Below are 14,986 nucleotides of genomic sequence, written 5' to 3' on the forward strand. Positions count from 1 at the left end.
CGCCCGCTTCATGGGAAGCGGGCGGCACCGAGGCTGTGAACGCCGCCTATTTGAAAAAAGGCGGCACCCAAAAACCTTTACATGATCTTACTTCTGCGCAGCCTTGGCAAACAGGGCCGAGATCGCATCCTGCGCCTCGGTCTGGATAGCCTTGAGGTGAGCCTCGCTCTTGAAGCTCTCGGCATAGATTTTATAGACATTTTCCGTGCCGGAGGGGCGGGCGGCAAACCAGCCATCCCTGGCCGAGACCTTCAGGCCCCCAATGGCCGCGCCATTGCCCGGCGCGTTGGTCAGCGTGCTGACAATCGGCTCGCCGGCAAGTTCGCTCATGCCGATCTGCTCGGGCGAGAGGTTTTTCAGGATCGCCTTCTGCGCCGGATCGGCAGGCGCGTCGATGCGGGCGTAGTACGGCGTGCCAAGGCGCTTGGTCATGGCTTCGTATGCCGCACCGGGGGTCTGTTTGGTGCGGGCCGTGATCTCGGCGGCGAGCAGGCCAAGGATGATGCCGTCCTTGTCCGTGCTCCACACCGTGCCATCGCGGCGCAGGAAGGACGCGCCAGCACTTTCCTCACCACCAAAGCCGAGCGTGCCGTTATACAGGCCATCGACAAACCACTTGAAGCCAACGGGCACTTCCACCAGCTTGCGGCCGATTTCCTTGGCCACGCGGTCAATCATGCTGCTGCTGACCACCGTCTTGCCCACACCAGCTGCGGGGTTCCAGTTGGCGCGGTTGTTGAACAGGAACTCGATGGCGGTGGCAAGGTAATGGTTGGGGTTCATCAGCCCATACTTGCCCGACACGATGCCATGGCGGTCGGCATCGGTATCGTTGGCGAAGGCGATGTCAAAGCGGTCCTTCATCTGCACAAGGCGCGCCATGGCGTAGGGCGATGAGCAGTCCATGCGGATCTGGCCATCCCAGTCAGCGGTCATGAAGCGGAAGGTGGGGTCGACTTCCTTGCTCACGATGGTGGCGTTGATGCCGTATTTGTCAATGATCGGCTGCCAGTAATCCACCGCCGCGCCGCCAAGCGGGTCGATGCCGATGGAAATGCCGGATTCACGGATGATGTCCATGTCCACCACGGCGGCAAGGTCATCCACATACGGGTTGATGTAGTCATGCCGCTTCGTGGTGGGGGCCTTGAGCGCCTGCTCGTACGGCACACGGGCAACACCCTTCATGCCCTTGGCCATGTAGTCGTTCGCCGCGTTCTCGATCACCTTGGTGATGTCGGTATCAGCCGGGCCGCCATGGGGCGGGTTGTATTTGAAGCCACCATCCTCGGGCGGGTTGTGCGAGGGCGTGATGACCACGCCATCGGCAAGGTCGCTGTTGCGGCCACGGTTGCACGTCAGGATGGCATGCGAGATGACGGGGGTCGGGGTATAGCCGTCCTTGTCATCAATGCGCACTTCAATGCCATTGGCGGCAAAGACTTCAAGGGCTGATTTCAGCGCCGGGCGCGAGAGCGCATGCGTGTCGATGCCGATGAACAGCGGCCCGGTAATGCCCGCGTTCTTGCGGTAGTCAGCAATGGCCTGGCTGATCGAGAGGATATGGTTTTCATTGAAGCTGGTATGCAGCGATGAGCCCCGGTGCCCCGAGGTGCCAAACGCCACCCGCTGCGTTGCAATGGCGGGATCAGGCTTGCGGGTATAATAGGCATCAAGCAGGGCATCGATATTGACAAGACGGTCCGGATCGACCGGCTTGCCGGCAAAAGGGCTTACGCTGGGCATTGACTGCTCCCGAAATACATTATGAAAAAGCGCATATTCCAACAAATTTCCTTACAGCCCGCCCCGGCATGCGTCCAGCCACGCAAGGCAGGAAAATGAACCGGAGGCGGCAAGGAAACGCATCATGCCATGACACTGCCGCGCGCTTTGGGGGAATGACATTGAACTATATCAAAATCCGGACCTTTTTCGTTTCCTTGGCTGCGCATCACGTTCCCGCGCGGGCATGTTGCGCAGGGCAGGGGACATGTCCACTCTACAGGGCATGAATACCCCCACAGCCACCGATCATGCCGAACATCTGCGCCGCGACCGGCTGGAGCGCCTGCTGCGGCGCCTGCCCGCGCGGGGCGAACAGGCCATGCGCTGGCTGCTTCAGCCCGGGCGGGTCGTCATGCGCGGCATCATGGGCGGAGTGCTGATCGTGGGGGGCATATTCAGCTTCCTGCCGGTGCTGGGGTTATGGATGCTGCCGCTGGGCATTATCCTGCTGGCGGAGGACGTGCCTTTCCTGCGCAGGCTGAGCGCGCGCATGCTGGAATGGATAGAACGCCGCCACCCGAACTGGCTGGCGCCCGCCACGCCCCACAAAGGCTGAGGCGCAGGCCCTGTTCAACGCGCGCAGGACGACCGGTGCAAAGCCGCCACTGCCACGATCAGGGCATTGACCCCCAGCCCGACCAGGCCGGGATTGACTCCGCCGGGCATGAGGCCCGCCCAGTACAGCCCCACCGCCAGCCCGTCACCCGCCACAAGCCCCGCCGTAATGGCCAGAGGGGATACCCGCCACCCGCACAGGGCCACCAGCAGCCCAGGCGCGATCTGGATCATGCCCAGGTAATACAGGTTATTGAGCGTGACCATGATGCTGCCCAACCCCGCTGCCCCGGCGGCAGAAAGCAGCAGATAGACCCCGATCACGACCTGCGCGCCCACGCGCTGGCCCCTGTCGGACAGGCCATGGAGCATGTTGCGCGAGACCAGCGGCCCGATGGCAAGGCACACGCCCGCCAGGATAACCAGCGCCGAGATCGCGCACCCGCCCGCAACAATACCCTGCATCCACGGCGGCAGGGTGGTGGTCACGCCCAGCATGAACACATCATTGGCCGATGAGACGGCCAGCCCGCGTTTGCGCACGAATTGCGCGATCATGTACAGAAAGGGGAACATGAGCATGTAAAGCGGCATGAGGATCTGGTTGCGGCGCACCATCCGTGCCGAACGCGCGGTAAACACGAACGCCACCGCCTGTGGCGTAATGCACAGCCCCAGCGACTGGAGCATGATGGTGGAGACCACGAACAGGTCCTGCCGCGCGGGCACGACCGCCGCGGGTGTCGCCACATACGCAGCGGGCAGGCCCGTGGCCAGCAGGGCCGCACTCCCTCCGGCCACGATGGCCAGCACCAGCAGCACATCCTTCAGCACCGATACATAGGCCGGAGCGCGCACGCCTGCCAGCGCCACCCAGCCAAAGGTCATGCCCGCGCCAGCACCTGCCAGCATGGCGGGTGTTACATGCCAGTGCAGGCTGCGCATGACCGAAATCAGGCCGGTAAACTGCGTCTGCCCCAATGGCAGCAGAAAGGCCACGGCATTGGCCGCCACCACGATTTCCAGCAGCCGGCTGCCAAAATGCGCGCGAAAAATATCAGCCAGCGTCATGCTGCCTGTCCTGCGCCCCAGCTGCCACAACAGCGGCGCAAGCACGAACCCCACAGGGTAAGACAGCAGGATATACCCCATGAACCACCCGGCAAACGCCGCGCCATGCAGGTACACGCCCGTTGAAAAGCCCAGCACGCTGCCAATGCTGTAGGTCTCGCCAATGGTCAGGAAAAAGACCAGCAAGCCACCAAGTTGCCCGGATGCAACAAAGAAATCACGCGCATTGCCACTGCCGCGCCGCACCCGCGCATACACCGCCAGGGCAATGGAGGCGGCAATGACCACGCCAAAGCTGAGGAATTCCATTCAGTCCGCCCGGACCCGGCCCAGCCACCATGCCACCGCCATGCAGACTGGCACCAGCACCATGCAGGCAAACAGCCACGCCACCGCCGGGGGGAAACCAAAGACCACGCCATCAACATGCTCAAATAACAGAAAGCCCCCGATAACCAGCCCATAAGGCAGCCCCAGTCCCACAACCAGCATAAGCGGCGTGGTGGCAGGCAGCGCTTCACGGGCGTTATCAGAGGTGTCAGACACGCGCATCAGGCCCTGGTCAGGGGAAAGGGGGCAAGCAGGCGAAACGCTGCTTTTCAGCCATTGCCGCGCGGCTTCGCCTTCTTGCGGCCTACAACCGAGAGGCGGGTGGTAACAAGGTCATAGCCCATCTCGCGCACGATATTTTCCAGCAGGGCATCGAGTTTGGGATTTTCGAATTCGATCACCTTGCCGCTATCGGCGTCGATCAGATGGTAATGATCGCCATGATCGCCATCGGCCACTTCATAGCGCGCCCGACCGCCGCCAAAGTCACGGCGCTGGAGAATGCCGTTTTCCTCGAACAGGCGCACGGTGCGATACACCGTGGCGATGGAAATGCGCGGATCGACTTCCACCGCGCGACGGTACAGCTCCTCCACATCCGGGTGGTCATCGCTGTCCGACAGGACGAAGGCAATCGTCCTGCGCTGGCCCGTCAGTTTCAGGCCGCGTTCACGGCACAGGTCGGCCAGGGGAGAATCGGGAAAAGTCGGCTCTTTCATCGCCTCATAGCATAATGCATACAGACCGCCCCGGTCCAGTAGGGATAAGCGGTTCGGGCTGTCGATTTTAATTGCAAATGATAATCTTTCTCATTAATACGGTCTCACCAACACATTCAGGGAGCGGGCCGCAGCCACGGCCCGAGCGGATGATGACCAACACCACAGTTTTCATGAATGATCTTTCATCAAGCGAACGCCTGCTGGTCTGGTGCGTGCGCCGCCTGAGCGGGCAGGGCGACGGCACGCGGGGCACGCCAGGGCTGGCGCTGCCGTGTTTCCGGGCTGATTTCGCTGCTGTGATCGAGGCGTTCCACATGGCCATGAACCGCCTGCGGGCCTACCAGCGCGCGCCGGTGGATGTGGCGATCTGCTCGGCAACACACCTGACCGGCACGGAAAACCGCTTCCTGCTGGCTGCCGCCGCAGCACAGGAGGGGCACGAGGGCGAAGTGCGGCGCATGCTGCGGCCCATCTTCGTTCACCATCATGTGCTCTCGCCCTTTGCCGCCGCCATTACGCAACTCGGCGCGTGCCTGGCGGGGGCGGGCTACTGGCTGCCGCGGCGGGGCAACATGCTTGTGGCATCCAGCCGGGTGCCTGTCACGCCGCCGCGCCAGATGGGGGTGGCTACGGCACGGCCCGCACCCCGGCCCCATGCGCAGCAGGCCCAGCCCGTGGGTGCAGGCTGCCTTGCGGTCATGCGCTGGCACAATGGCGACATGGGCCATGCGCAGGTCATGTGGCCCGGCCCTGCCGCCAGCGTGCACACAGGTAGCCTGTAAAAAAACCAAAGGGGCCGCACGATCGTGCGGCCCCGGCATGGCGGGATGACAGCAATGCCACCCATCGTATCGATCCGGCAGGCGCGCCGGTTCATGGAAAATGCTTTCCTCGACCTGCTCGACATCCTTGCCTGGCAGGAAGGCGCGCCGCCCGCCACCGGCCCTGACCGGCCGGTGGGCCCGCATGGTGGCGGGATTACTCCTGATCGGGAGCAGGGGCGGAGTTGAGCTTGATGTATTGCGGCAGGCCAAGCTGCTTGATGAGGTCGAACTGGCGGTCCAGGAAGTCCTCGTGCTCTTCCTCGTTCACCAGGATGCGCAGCAGCAGGTCGCGCGAGACGTAGTCACGCACGCTCTCGCAATAGGCGATGCCTTCACGCAGGTCGCCAATCGCCTTTTCTTCCAGCTTCAGGTCGCATTTGAGGATTTCCTCAACGTCCTGCCCCACAAGAATGGTGTTGTAGCGCTGCACGTTGGGCAGGCCACCGAGGTAGAGGATACGCTCGATCAGCCAGTCGGCGTGCTTCATCTCCTCGATGGATTCCTCGTATTCCTTCTTGCCCAGCAGGGTCACGCCCCAGTGGCGCAGCGTGCGGGCATGCAGGTAATACTGGTTGATCGCCGTCAGCTCGTTGGTAAGCTGGGTGTTCAGGTGCTCGATGACCTTGGGGTCCTTGATGGGCATGTCCGTCTTCCTGTCTTGATGAATATATTATACCCCTCACGGGTTACTGTGTGGCAGGCCGTAACGCAATTACAAAAAAGCATTGCATAACCATGCCCTGCGCGCGACCCTGCGGCCGGGCCACGCCAGGCCACGGCCACCACGCAGGGCAGGGGTAAGCCATATGGACCAGACCAGCTACCGCACACTTGATGCAGGCGGCATCCGCGCATTCCTTGCCGGTCTGCCCACTATTGCCACCCGCCTTGGCGGCCTGCCCGAACGGTGGCAGGTGCGCGAGGTCAGTGATGGCAACCTCAACAATGTGTTTCTCGTCACCGGACCTGCGGGGGAAGTGTGCCTCAAGCAGTCGCTGCCGCATGTGCGCGTGGACCCGAGCTGGAAAATGCCGCTCGACCGCACGCATTTCGAGGCCGCATGGCTTGCCGCCATCGGCCCGCTGGTGGGCGGGCTGACCACCGAATACCTGCATTTCGACCCGGTGCTTTACGTGCTGGTGGTCGAGAGCCTGTCCGGCCACACCGTGCTGCGCACGGCGCTGATGCAGGGAGCGGACTGGCCGGAGGTCGCGCCGCGCATTGGCACGTTCGTGGCCCGGGCGTGTTTCGGCACCTCGCTGCTCGCCCGCCCGTTCGAGGATGTGTTTGACGCCCGCCGCCTTTTTGCTGCCAACCAGGCCCTGACCCGCATCACGCTCGACCTGGTGTTTGACGACCCTTACCGCGACCACCCGCGCAACCACTGGCATGATACCGCCCTGAGCCCCATCGTGCTCGATATCCGCACCAGTGCCGCGGCACTTCTGGCCGTCGAGAACCTGCGGCGGCGCTTCCTGTCGCAACCCCAAGCACTGTTGCATGGCGACCTGCATACCGGCTCGATCATGAGCACGGCGGATGATACGCGGGTAATCGATGGCGAGTTCGCGCTGTATGGGCCGATCGGGTTTGACTGCGGCATGTTCGTGGGCAACCTCGTGCTGCATTTCTTCGCAACACCAGACCTTGCGGCCCGGCAGGCCGTGCTGCGCGATATTGACAGCTTCTGGCGCAGCTTCCACACGCAGTTCATGGCGCTGTGGAATGCCGATGACGCTCCGCCGCCCGGCACGCTGCGCCCGCTGGCCTATGGCCCGGCGGCCCATGTGGCGCAACAGGCCTTCATGGATGAGGTAATGGGCGACACCATCGGCTTTGCCGCCATCGAGATCATCCGCCGCCTCATAGGCTACGCCCATACGGCGGATTTCGACACCATTACCGATCCACGCCTGCGCGCCACCTGCCGCGCAGGCGCGCTGGCCTTCGCCTATTACGTGCTCGACCACCTGGCGGACATACGCACGATCGCGGATTTCCTGTCCTGCCTAGGCGAGAATGAGAGGAAGGGCATATAAATCAGGACATGCCGCCGGGCATGAGGGCCGCCAGCCGGGCCATGGAGGCACGCATGTCGGCCTCGATTTCAGGCAGGGCGCGACAGGGTTCGGACGTGTCGAAATACCGGGCAAACGAAATGGCGCATCCAATGCCCGCCCGCGCCATGTCCAGCCGGGCCGTGGGGTCATGCGGGGCAATCAGGCGGTCAAACCAGTCCTGCGGGTCGGTTTCCATGCTGGTGGTGAACACCGTGCGGGTCGGTGCGCCCGCATGATCCGCACAGGTCACGCTCAGGCTGCGATATAAGAACGCCCGCGCCGGTACCTGGCGTGCAAAACCGGTGCGTCGCCCCTGCGCCGCGCCCTCTTCAGGTGGCATGAGGCGCCATGCGGCAGGCGCGCCATCCGGACCATCGCGCACCTCAAGGTCCAGTTCCGTGCCATCAAGTGCTGCCTGCACGACAGCAGCCACATGGGCCTGCGTCATCTCGCGCCGTTTCTCGCCATGGCTGCGGCTGCACCGCTGCCACAGCGCCGCCGCATTGACCAGGCTGACCAGGCCACGACGGGCGGCGGGCTTGTTGTTATCCAGCACCCACACATAGGTGCTGATGCCGGTATTGATGAACATATCCTGCGGCAGGGCAATGAGCGTATCAATCAGGTCATGCTCCACTAGGTAGCGGCGAATGGCGGATTCACCGCTCTCCACCCCGCCACCGTTCAGGGCGGCTCCGTGCGTGACCACGCCAATGCGGCTGCCGCCGTGGCGGGGGGCGCGCATCTTGGCGAGCAGGTGCAGCATGAACAGCATCGATCCGTCCGACACGCGCGGCAGGCCCGGCCCGAAGCGCCCTCGCGCGCCCAGCGCATGTTCCGCCTCCACGGATGCGCGAATGGCACGCCAGTCCAGCCCAAAGGGCGGATTGGCCAGCATGCGGCCAAAACGCTGCCGGGCATGGCCATCGGCCAGTAGCGTATCGCCATGCACCACTTGCCGGGGCCTGAGCCCGCGCAGCAGCAGGTCGGCACGCGCCAGGGCACAGGACTGCCTGCTCAGCTCCTGCCCGTACAGATCCACCATGACCCCGCGCGCGCGCAGGCGGTCAGCAGCACGGCCAAGCAGGACGCCGGTGCCGGCGGCAGGGTCATAGAGCGCAGGCCGGGTGCCGGGCGTGTCGGGGGCGCAGACAAGATCGACCATCAGGTCTGCCACCTCCGGGGGCGTGTAATGCGTGCCGGTGCCCTGCGTGGTAGTGAAATGGCTAACCAGTTCCTCGAACAGCCGGGCCATGGCTTCGCTGCCATGCAGGGTGGGGGAAAGGTCAAGGGCAGCGAAATGCGCGGCCAACGGGCCCAGCATGCCAACCGCCGCCAGCCGCCGCGCCAGCCGCTCGATCTCAAGCTGCGCCATGATGTCGCGCATGGCGGCGGGCAGGCGCTCAATCTGCCCCGCCAGCACCCCGAGCGGGTCGGTCGCGCAAGCAATGGCCGCAAGCCCTCCACGCGCGGGCGGGCGGGCCTGCTCAAGCCGCCGCAGCACGGTAAAGGCCAGTATGGCAGGCCCGTATTCAACCGGCGGCAACACGCGGCGCAACTGGCCCGCAATGCGCCATATGGCTGCAGCCGAGAGCAGGGGCGTGGTCATGGGCGAGTTAACGGGCGCGTTCTTCCGCCGCCGCCGTGCGCCACAGCGACAGGGCAACGGCAATGACCGCAGGCCCGATGAACAGCCCGAGCAGGCCAAACACGTGCAGCCCTCCCAGAATGGCCGTCAACACCGCAAGGAAGGGGATGCTGGTGCTGCCACTGATCAGCTTTGGCCGCACGAAGTGGTCGCCCGCGCCATAGGCAATGGTGCCGATCACGCCCACGATCACCGCCTGCATCACGCCATTGGCCGCAAAGGTCATGAGCGTGGTCACACAGAGCAGGATCGGCCCGCAGAACGGGATGACACTGACCACTGCGGTGACCAGCGTGAGCAGGGCAGGGTGCGGGGTGCCTGCAATGAAGTAGCCAATGCCCACCAGCACGCCCTGGCCCAGCCCCACCAGCACCAGCCCTGCCACCGTGCCGCGCACCGCACCCACGGTGTTGCGGATCACATCACGCGCGCGCCCACCCAGAAAATGCTGCCCGACCGCGCGTATATCGGCAATGAGCGTTTACGAGGCGTGGAGATAGAAATAGACCGACAGCGTGGCGATGATGAAGGTCTCGGTCATTTCCATCAGGCGATGCGGCAGTTCGCGCCCGTCGCCGGTGGCCACCATGCGCGACGCCACGCCGGTCCAGTGCCGCAGTTCATCGGGTTCGGACAGGTAGCGTTGCCACAACCCGGCCAGCCTCGGGCCAATGCGCGGGATTTCATTGATCTGCGGCGAGACGGGAATGCCATCATGCAACGCGCTCCGCCCCCACGCCATGAGCGATGGAATTTCCAGCCCCGCCCGCACAGCCATGGCAATCATGGGCACGGCCAGCAGCGCAAAGATGGCCGCCGCGATCAGCCCTGCCGCCACCCCGCGGCCCATGCCGCGCCCGACCAGCCGGTTAAAGAGCGGGAAGGTGGTGATGGTGAGGATGCCCCCCCACACGAAGGCAAACAGGAATGACTGTTCGATCCATGCGGAAAACAGCAGGACCGCACAGACGAATATGAAGGTTCCGACATACTGGGTCCGGCTCCGGTTTTCTTCCATATGGTGTGCTCTATCCTGCTGGAGTTCATAAAGGCTGCAATATAACGCAACGCCTGTGGTCATGGCAGCACAGGGTAAAGGCCCGGTTTACAAAAAGACACCATCCATCTTGTCCATAAGGGCGCAAGCTGGTCCATTAGCATCCCTTTTCTGACCCGGATGCAGCATGTCGCGCCCTTCGAGAACCTTTTTTACCGCCGACACCCATTTCGGCCATGCCAATATCATCCGCTACACGAAGCGCCCCTTTGAAACGGTGGCGGAGATGGATGCCACGCTGGTCAGCAACTGGAACGCCACCGTCGGCCCCGATGATGATGTATGGCACCTTGGCGATGTCGCGCACGGCACGCAGCGGGCCGAAGCGATCCTGCCCCGGCTGAATGGCCGCAAGCACCTGATCTGGGGCAATCATGACAGCGAGGCCGTGCAGACGCTGCCGGGCTGGGCGTCATCACAGGCCTATGCCGAACTCAGGCTCGATGGCCGCAGGGTCGTGCTGTTTCATTATCCCATCGCGGAGTGGAACGGCTTCTGGCATGATGCGCTGCATTTTTATGGCCATGTCCATGACAGGTTCACGCCCACCAGCCTGTCTTGTGACGTGGGGGTGGATGTGTGGGATTACCGGCCCGTCGCATTCAATGACGTCGTTGAAACTCTCAGCGGGCTGGCCCCGCCCGCACGCCCTGCCTGACGTAACACGCCCGGCCGCCCCGCTTTCATGAAGGCGGGGCCGCGCCCATGGCTGCGCGCCTGACAGCAACGCGGTATTCACGCAGCAGGCCCCGCAGTCGCGCCCGTTCATCAGCCTGTGCCGTGACCTGCTCCAGTCGTGCCCACACCGCCCGTGCGACCCTGCGCTGGCATGCCAGCGGCGGCATGGTCAGTTCCAGCGAGGCCAGTGTGAGCGTATCCACCTCGGGGAACACGCTGCCCCCCGCGCGACGGCGTAGTTCCGGCCCTGCCGCCCATAACGCCAGCGCCGCATAGCGCAGGTCCACATTCTCCCCGCGCGGCACCAGCGCCTTGCACCCCTGGCTGACCGCAAGCGGCCCGCGCCCCAGCCCCACCCGGCCCACGGGGGCACGGGTTGACACCACCAGCGCGCCCGCGGGCACCAGTATGGCCCGGCACGCGGCCAGTCCCGCCGCCGAAAGGCCGCGCAGCCCGCGCGTGACCCAGCAGGGGCGCCCGGGCGGCAGGTCCGCAGGGGTCAGCCACGTGACGTCATCGCCCCAGTAGGCAGGCTGGGTCGTGGCGGGCGTGCCACCGCCAACAATGTCAAATACATGCCCCACCAGCCGCCGCGTGCCACGTGCCGCCCGGGCGGCTTGCGCGATGATGGCCTGGACCTGCTCGCGCGCCAGCCCGTCAAGCCCGTCAAGCAGGTGCAACTGCCCGTCAATGCGCTGCAGGCTTCCTTCCAGCCGGTCGGCCACAAGGCGCTGGCAGGCAAGGGAAGGGCAGGGGACAGGCAGGCTGTTCATGCGTGCGCGCGTCAGCTTCGCGCGGGTCGCGCCCTCCACATATGGCCCATAGGAGAGGGTATTGAGGGCATGCGCCACGAAGCGGCCCTCCACGCCCGCGCGCGGGCGCAGCACATGCACATGGTTGCCCGCCCATAACGGCCCTTCATGAAAGAAGGCGACATCACGCATGGGATCGGCAAAAGGCGCGCCGTCCTCACCAAGCAGCACGAGGGCGCCATCAAACAGCGCCCGATCGACATGACCGGTCACGCCACTGGCCCCGTGATAGGGCACCGGACCCGGCCGTTGCGCCCGCTGCGCACGGTTGAGGGGCACGCGGCCTGCATCAAGGCACTCGACCAGGGCGCCAAGCGGCACCACGGGCCATGACGGGGGCAGGCTGTCGTCGCACGTCATGCCTTACTCCTTACCGTATAAAAAATACATCATGACAGGCGTTTGCGCCGCATGGCTGCTGGCCGTGCGCCATCGGGTCGTATAAACCCCACCCCAAGCACCATACATACCGCGTGCCACACACGATCATGACCCGGCGGGGCCATGGGTGAAGCAGGGGGTTCATGACGCGTCCAACCACATCCTTCGGGGCGGAATTCCGTTCCATCCTTGCCATTGCCGGACCGATGGGCCTGTCGCAGTTCGCCCAGATGCTGATGGGTGTGACCGATAACGTGCTCCTTGGCAGCCTGGGCGCCACGGCCCTTGCCATTGGCGGGCTGGCCACGGGCACGTTCTTCACCCTCAACGCCATCCTTGCCGCCATGATCGAGGCCGGTGGCATCCTGCTCTCGCAGGCGCGCGGGCGGCAGGACCATGCAAGCCTTGGCACCACCATCACCTCCATGCTCATGATTGCCATCGTGCTGTGCGGGCCGGAACTGTTCTGCCTGTACCATATCGATACGCTCCTGGCATGGCTGCACGAGCCCGAGGCCATCCGCGCGCCGGTGACCGGGTTCGTGCATATCCTGATGTGGGCGGTGCCGCCTGCGCTGCTCGGCCAGGGCGTGCTGACCACAGCGCTGCCGGTCATGGGCGCGCAGGGCATTCTCATGCGGGTGATGCCGTGCATTACGGTGGTGAACGGGGTGCTGAACGCAACGCTCATCCATGGCTGGCTTGGCCTGCCCGCGCTGGGGCTGCATGGCTCGGCGGTGGCGACTGTCATCACCCTGTGGTGCATGCCCCTCATCTTGCTGGCGTTCATGGCACGCAGGCCCGAACTGCGCACGACGCTACGCCCGCGCGCGCATGACTGGGGGCATACGCGTGCCCTGCTGCGCACCGGCCTGCCCATGCTGGCCGCCGCGATGGCGGAGGTCACGCTGTTCCAGGCCAATAGCTTCGAGGCCGCCAAGCTGGGCAATGCCGGGCTGGCGGCGTTCCAGATCATGCTTGGCATCGGCATGCAGTGCTTCGTGCTGTACCTGGCCATGGCACAGGCCTGCAACATACGCGTGGGCTACTGGACGGGCCGCGACGACCCGGCCATGGTCCACCGTGCCGCCAGTGCGGGCATGGTGCTGGGCCTGGGGGTGGCATGCGTGACCACGCTCATCCTGGCGCTGGGGCGGCAGGCCATCATCGGCTTCTATCTCGATGCAACCCTGCCGGAAAACGCACAGGCGGTGCATCTGGCACTTGCCCTCCTGCTGATCGGCGCGGCCTTTCAGGTGCCTGACGCCCTGCAGGCCATCGCCACGGGCATCCTGCGCGGGCAGGGTGACACCACCATACCCATGGTGCTGGCCATTATCGGTTACTGGGGGCTTGGCTTTCCCGCCGGGATATTCCTTGCCTTTGACCGGAGCATGGGCGTGCAGGGCCTGTGGTACGGCATTGGCCTCGGGCTGGTGGCGGTATTCGTGCTCCAGGGCACCCGCATCCTGTGGCGCATGAAGCGCACGGCGCAAAAAGGATAGAAAAACCAGCGCCGCCCGGCCTTTCCAGCCCGCACAGGGCTGCTTTTTTTAAAGGCGGCGTTTCCTGAAGCTTTTTGAAGAAAAGCTTCACCAAAAACGTCCTTTAATTCTAAAGCGCTGTCATGAGCGGCTTTCTTTTACAGTCGCTTGTGCATTTCCTCACGGATGGAGTTGCATTTCTTGGTAAACACGCCCGCCTGCGATGCGGTCATGAAATTGATCAGGAACGCGCCGAGCAGCGAACAGAACGAGAGAATGATCAGCACCCGCCCCATGAGCGAGATCACCCCGCTATAATGCACCGCCGAATACCATAGCAGCCCCAGGCTCAGCACGGCGCCGAACACACCGAGCACGCCGGTGGAGCGGATGAGGGATTCCTCCTCGCGGATGAAGGTGGAGGATTCCTGCCATAACATGAACAGCTTGCGGTCCATTTCCTGCACGGCGGCGGCATAGTCCTCGGCATCATCGGGATGCTGGTGGTCGGTGCCGCTGCGGTGCAGTTCAAGTTCCTGCCGCGCCTTGGCAAAGACGCGCCTGCGTTCCTTTATGGCGGGCAGGCTGATATCGACAAAGCTGAGAATGGCCACGTTGAGCCCAGCCGATAGCTGGATTACCGCTTGGAAATCACCCCAGATCACAGGTTGCCCCCTGAGGGTCCACATAACCGTGCACTGTAGCAAACCCTAACAAATACAAAGCCATTCAGCATGCAAGGGCTGCATGCCAGTTCCCAACGTACCATGCAATATGGCGGCACGCCTGCCTTTAGGGTTAGCATGAAGCGTGATGAATATCCATGTTCCCTCCACCTATGAGGTCTACCGTGGCTGGCAGTCCATACAGGGCACCGGGCTGGAGATCGGCACGAGCCTGCTTGTCGGCGCCGTACTGGTGCTGGCCTGCAGCATGGTGCTGTTCCTGCTGCCGACCTTCATCGCATGCCGCCGCAAGGTGCATAATGCAGCGGTTGTGGCGGTGGTGAACTGCACCCTGGGCATGACCGGAGTAGGGTGGGTGATCGCGCTGCTCATGGCCTGCCTGCTCGAGACCGATACCAGCCGCCATGCGCGCCTGCGGCACAGCGAACCGGCCACGTTCCTGACCCTGCCCTGAGGTTGCTGGGGGGAGGCCCCCCAGCCTTGACCGCACCAATATTGTTCAATTCGGTATATATTTACTTCAACGCATGGCAGGATCATATGACGTCGTCCAGCATGCAGCCCGTCATCATCATGACACCGGGCAATAATGACCTGCCGCCGGAGGTCTATGAAGAATATGGCCTCTGCACCCTTGAAGATGAAAGGGAGCATGCGCTCGACGGGCATGAATTCGGCCCCGAAGCCAAGGCCACCCTGCCTCATCGGGCCTGTGGTAAAGGCTTGCCCGCCCTCCGCAAAAGGCAGCGTTGAAATCAGGCCCGGCGACGAGGAAACCGAGGGCCGCATCGTCCATATCCCCTGATCTATGCCGCCCTCATGAAAAAAAGGAGCATGCCGGCTGGCACGCTCCTTTCAAATCGTCAGGATGTTTCTGACAGCGCTTTTTC

18 protein-coding genes are annotated in these 14,986 nt (G+C 63.8%); 8 read left to right on the forward strand and 10 right to left on the reverse strand.

The genetic code is table 11. The features are described 5' to 3' along the window. Positions 1-87: 87 nt before the first annotated feature. Complete coding sequence (gene pgm, locus DV027_RS05540; protein WP_130730913.1) at positions 88-1,746, reverse strand: phosphoglucomutase (alpha-D-glucose-1,6-bisphosphate-dependent); 1,659 nt, start codon at positions 1,744-1,746, stop codon at positions 88-90. Positions 1,747-1,993: 247 nt separating this feature from the next. Between pgm and DV027_RS05545 the strand changes: the two genes are divergently transcribed. Next, positions 1,994-2,344, forward strand: a complete 351-nt coding sequence (locus tag DV027_RS05545; RefSeq protein WP_130730914.1) for a hypothetical protein — start codon at positions 1,994-1,996, stop codon at positions 2,342-2,344. Between the two features lie 14 nt (positions 2,345-2,358). On the opposite strand, the gene DV027_RS05550 is transcribed toward DV027_RS05545, so the two are convergent. The 3 genes from DV027_RS05550 to DV027_RS05560 are packed head-to-tail and all read right to left on the reverse strand — an operon-like array spanning position 2,359 to position 4,463. Then, entirely contained in the window at positions 2,359-3,723 is a 1,365-nt protein-coding gene (locus tag DV027_RS05550; protein WP_130730915.1) for a sodium:solute symporter family protein, read from the reverse strand. Then, the gene (locus DV027_RS05555; protein ID WP_130730916.1) at positions 3,724-3,960 is read right to left on the reverse strand and encodes a hypothetical protein; all 237 of its coding nucleotides are present in this window, start codon (positions 3,958-3,960) and stop codon (positions 3,724-3,726) included. A gap of 53 nt (positions 3,961-4,013) precedes the next feature. Further along, on the reverse strand, positions 4,014-4,463 hold the full coding sequence (locus DV027_RS05560; RefSeq protein ID WP_130730917.1) for a Fur family transcriptional regulator: 450 nt from the start codon (positions 4,461-4,463) through the stop codon (positions 4,014-4,016). A gap of 149 nt (positions 4,464-4,612) precedes the next feature. On the opposite strand from DV027_RS05560, the gene DV027_RS05565 reads away from it, so the two are divergent. Beyond that, entirely contained in the window at positions 4,613-5,248 is a 636-nt protein-coding gene (locus DV027_RS05565; RefSeq protein WP_130730918.1) for a hypothetical protein, read from the forward strand. A gap of 54 nt (positions 5,249-5,302) precedes the next feature. Further along, a complete protein-coding gene (locus tag DV027_RS17425) occupies positions 5,303-5,476 on the forward strand; it encodes a hypothetical protein (protein WP_165399118.1) in 174 nt (57 codons plus the stop codon). Here DV027_RS17425 and bfr read toward each other — a convergent pair. Next, positions 5,445-5,933 carry a bacterioferritin gene (bfr, locus tag DV027_RS05570; protein ID WP_078523985.1) on the reverse strand — a complete coding sequence of 163 codons (489 nt, stop codon included), beginning with the start codon at positions 5,931-5,933 and terminating at the stop codon, positions 5,445-5,447. The genes DV027_RS17425 and bfr overlap by 32 nt on opposite strands. 163 nt (positions 5,934-6,096) lie before the next feature. Between bfr and mtnK the strand changes: the two genes are divergently transcribed. Then, positions 6,097-7,329, forward strand: coding sequence for an S-methyl-5-thioribose kinase (gene mtnK, locus DV027_RS05575; protein ID WP_130730919.1), 1,233 nt, complete (start codon positions 6,097-6,099; stop codon positions 7,327-7,329). Between the two features lies 1 nt (position 7,330). On the opposite strand, the gene DV027_RS05580 is transcribed toward mtnK, so the two are convergent. Genes DV027_RS05580 through DV027_RS17830 form a run of 3 tightly spaced genes read right to left on the reverse strand, consistent with a single transcriptional unit; the run spans position 7,331 to position 10,016 of the window. Then, positions 7,331-8,959, reverse strand: coding sequence for a class I SAM-dependent DNA methyltransferase (locus tag DV027_RS05580; protein ID WP_130730920.1), 1,629 nt, complete (start codon positions 8,957-8,959; stop codon positions 7,331-7,333). 7 nt (positions 8,960-8,966) lie between these two features. After that, complete coding sequence (locus tag DV027_RS17825) at positions 8,967-9,419, reverse strand: AI-2E family transporter (protein WP_242621745.1); 453 nt, start codon at positions 9,417-9,419, stop codon at positions 8,967-8,969. 60 nt (positions 9,420-9,479) lie between these two features. Further along, positions 9,480-10,016 (reverse strand): AI-2E family transporter, encoded by a 537-nt coding sequence (locus DV027_RS17830; RefSeq protein ID WP_242621746.1) that lies wholly within the window; start codon positions 10,014-10,016, stop codon positions 9,480-9,482. Positions 10,017-10,182: 166 nt separating this feature from the next. Here DV027_RS17830 and DV027_RS05590 point away from each other — a divergent pair, with 166 nt between their 5' ends. Beyond that, entirely contained in the window at positions 10,183-10,713 is a 531-nt protein-coding gene (locus tag DV027_RS05590; protein WP_130730921.1) for a metallophosphoesterase, read from the forward strand. 25 nt (positions 10,714-10,738) lie between these two features. Here DV027_RS05590 and DV027_RS05595 read toward each other — a convergent pair whose 3' ends face one another. Next, positions 10,739-11,905: a restriction endonuclease subunit S gene (locus tag DV027_RS05595; protein WP_130730922.1), complete on the reverse strand. Its 1,167-nt coding sequence runs from the start codon at positions 11,903-11,905 to the stop codon at positions 10,739-10,741. A gap of 164 nt (positions 11,906-12,069) precedes the next feature. On the opposite strand from DV027_RS05595, the gene DV027_RS05600 reads away from it, so the two are divergent. Next, the gene (locus DV027_RS05600; protein WP_130730923.1) at positions 12,070-13,431 is read left to right on the forward strand and encodes an MATE family efflux transporter; all 1,362 of its coding nucleotides are present in this window, start codon (positions 12,070-12,072) and stop codon (positions 13,429-13,431) included. A gap of 137 nt (positions 13,432-13,568) precedes the next feature. On the opposite strand, the gene DV027_RS05605 is transcribed toward DV027_RS05600, so the two are convergent. Continuing rightward, positions 13,569-14,075: a hypothetical protein gene (locus tag DV027_RS05605; RefSeq protein ID WP_078523993.1), complete on the reverse strand. Its 507-nt coding sequence runs from the start codon at positions 14,073-14,075 to the stop codon at positions 13,569-13,571. A 148-nt stretch (positions 14,076-14,223) separates the two neighbouring features. Here DV027_RS05605 and DV027_RS05610 point away from each other — a divergent pair, with 148 nt between their 5' ends. Together DV027_RS05610 and DV027_RS05615 are read left to right on the forward strand one after the other, a co-directional pair. Then, a complete protein-coding gene (locus DV027_RS05610; protein WP_130730924.1) occupies positions 14,224-14,550 on the forward strand; it encodes a superinfection immunity protein in 327 nt (108 codons plus the stop codon). A gap of 26 nt (positions 14,551-14,576) precedes the next feature. After that, positions 14,577-14,849 (forward strand): hypothetical protein, encoded by a 273-nt coding sequence (locus DV027_RS05615; protein WP_130730925.1) that lies wholly within the window; start codon positions 14,577-14,579, stop codon positions 14,847-14,849. Positions 14,850-14,986: the final 137 nt, after the last annotated feature.

This window comes from Komagataeibacter xylinus (assembly GCF_004302915.1).
In the GTDB taxonomy this organism is placed as follows: Bacteria; Pseudomonadota; Alphaproteobacteria; order Acetobacterales; family Acetobacteraceae; genus Komagataeibacter; species Komagataeibacter xylinus_C.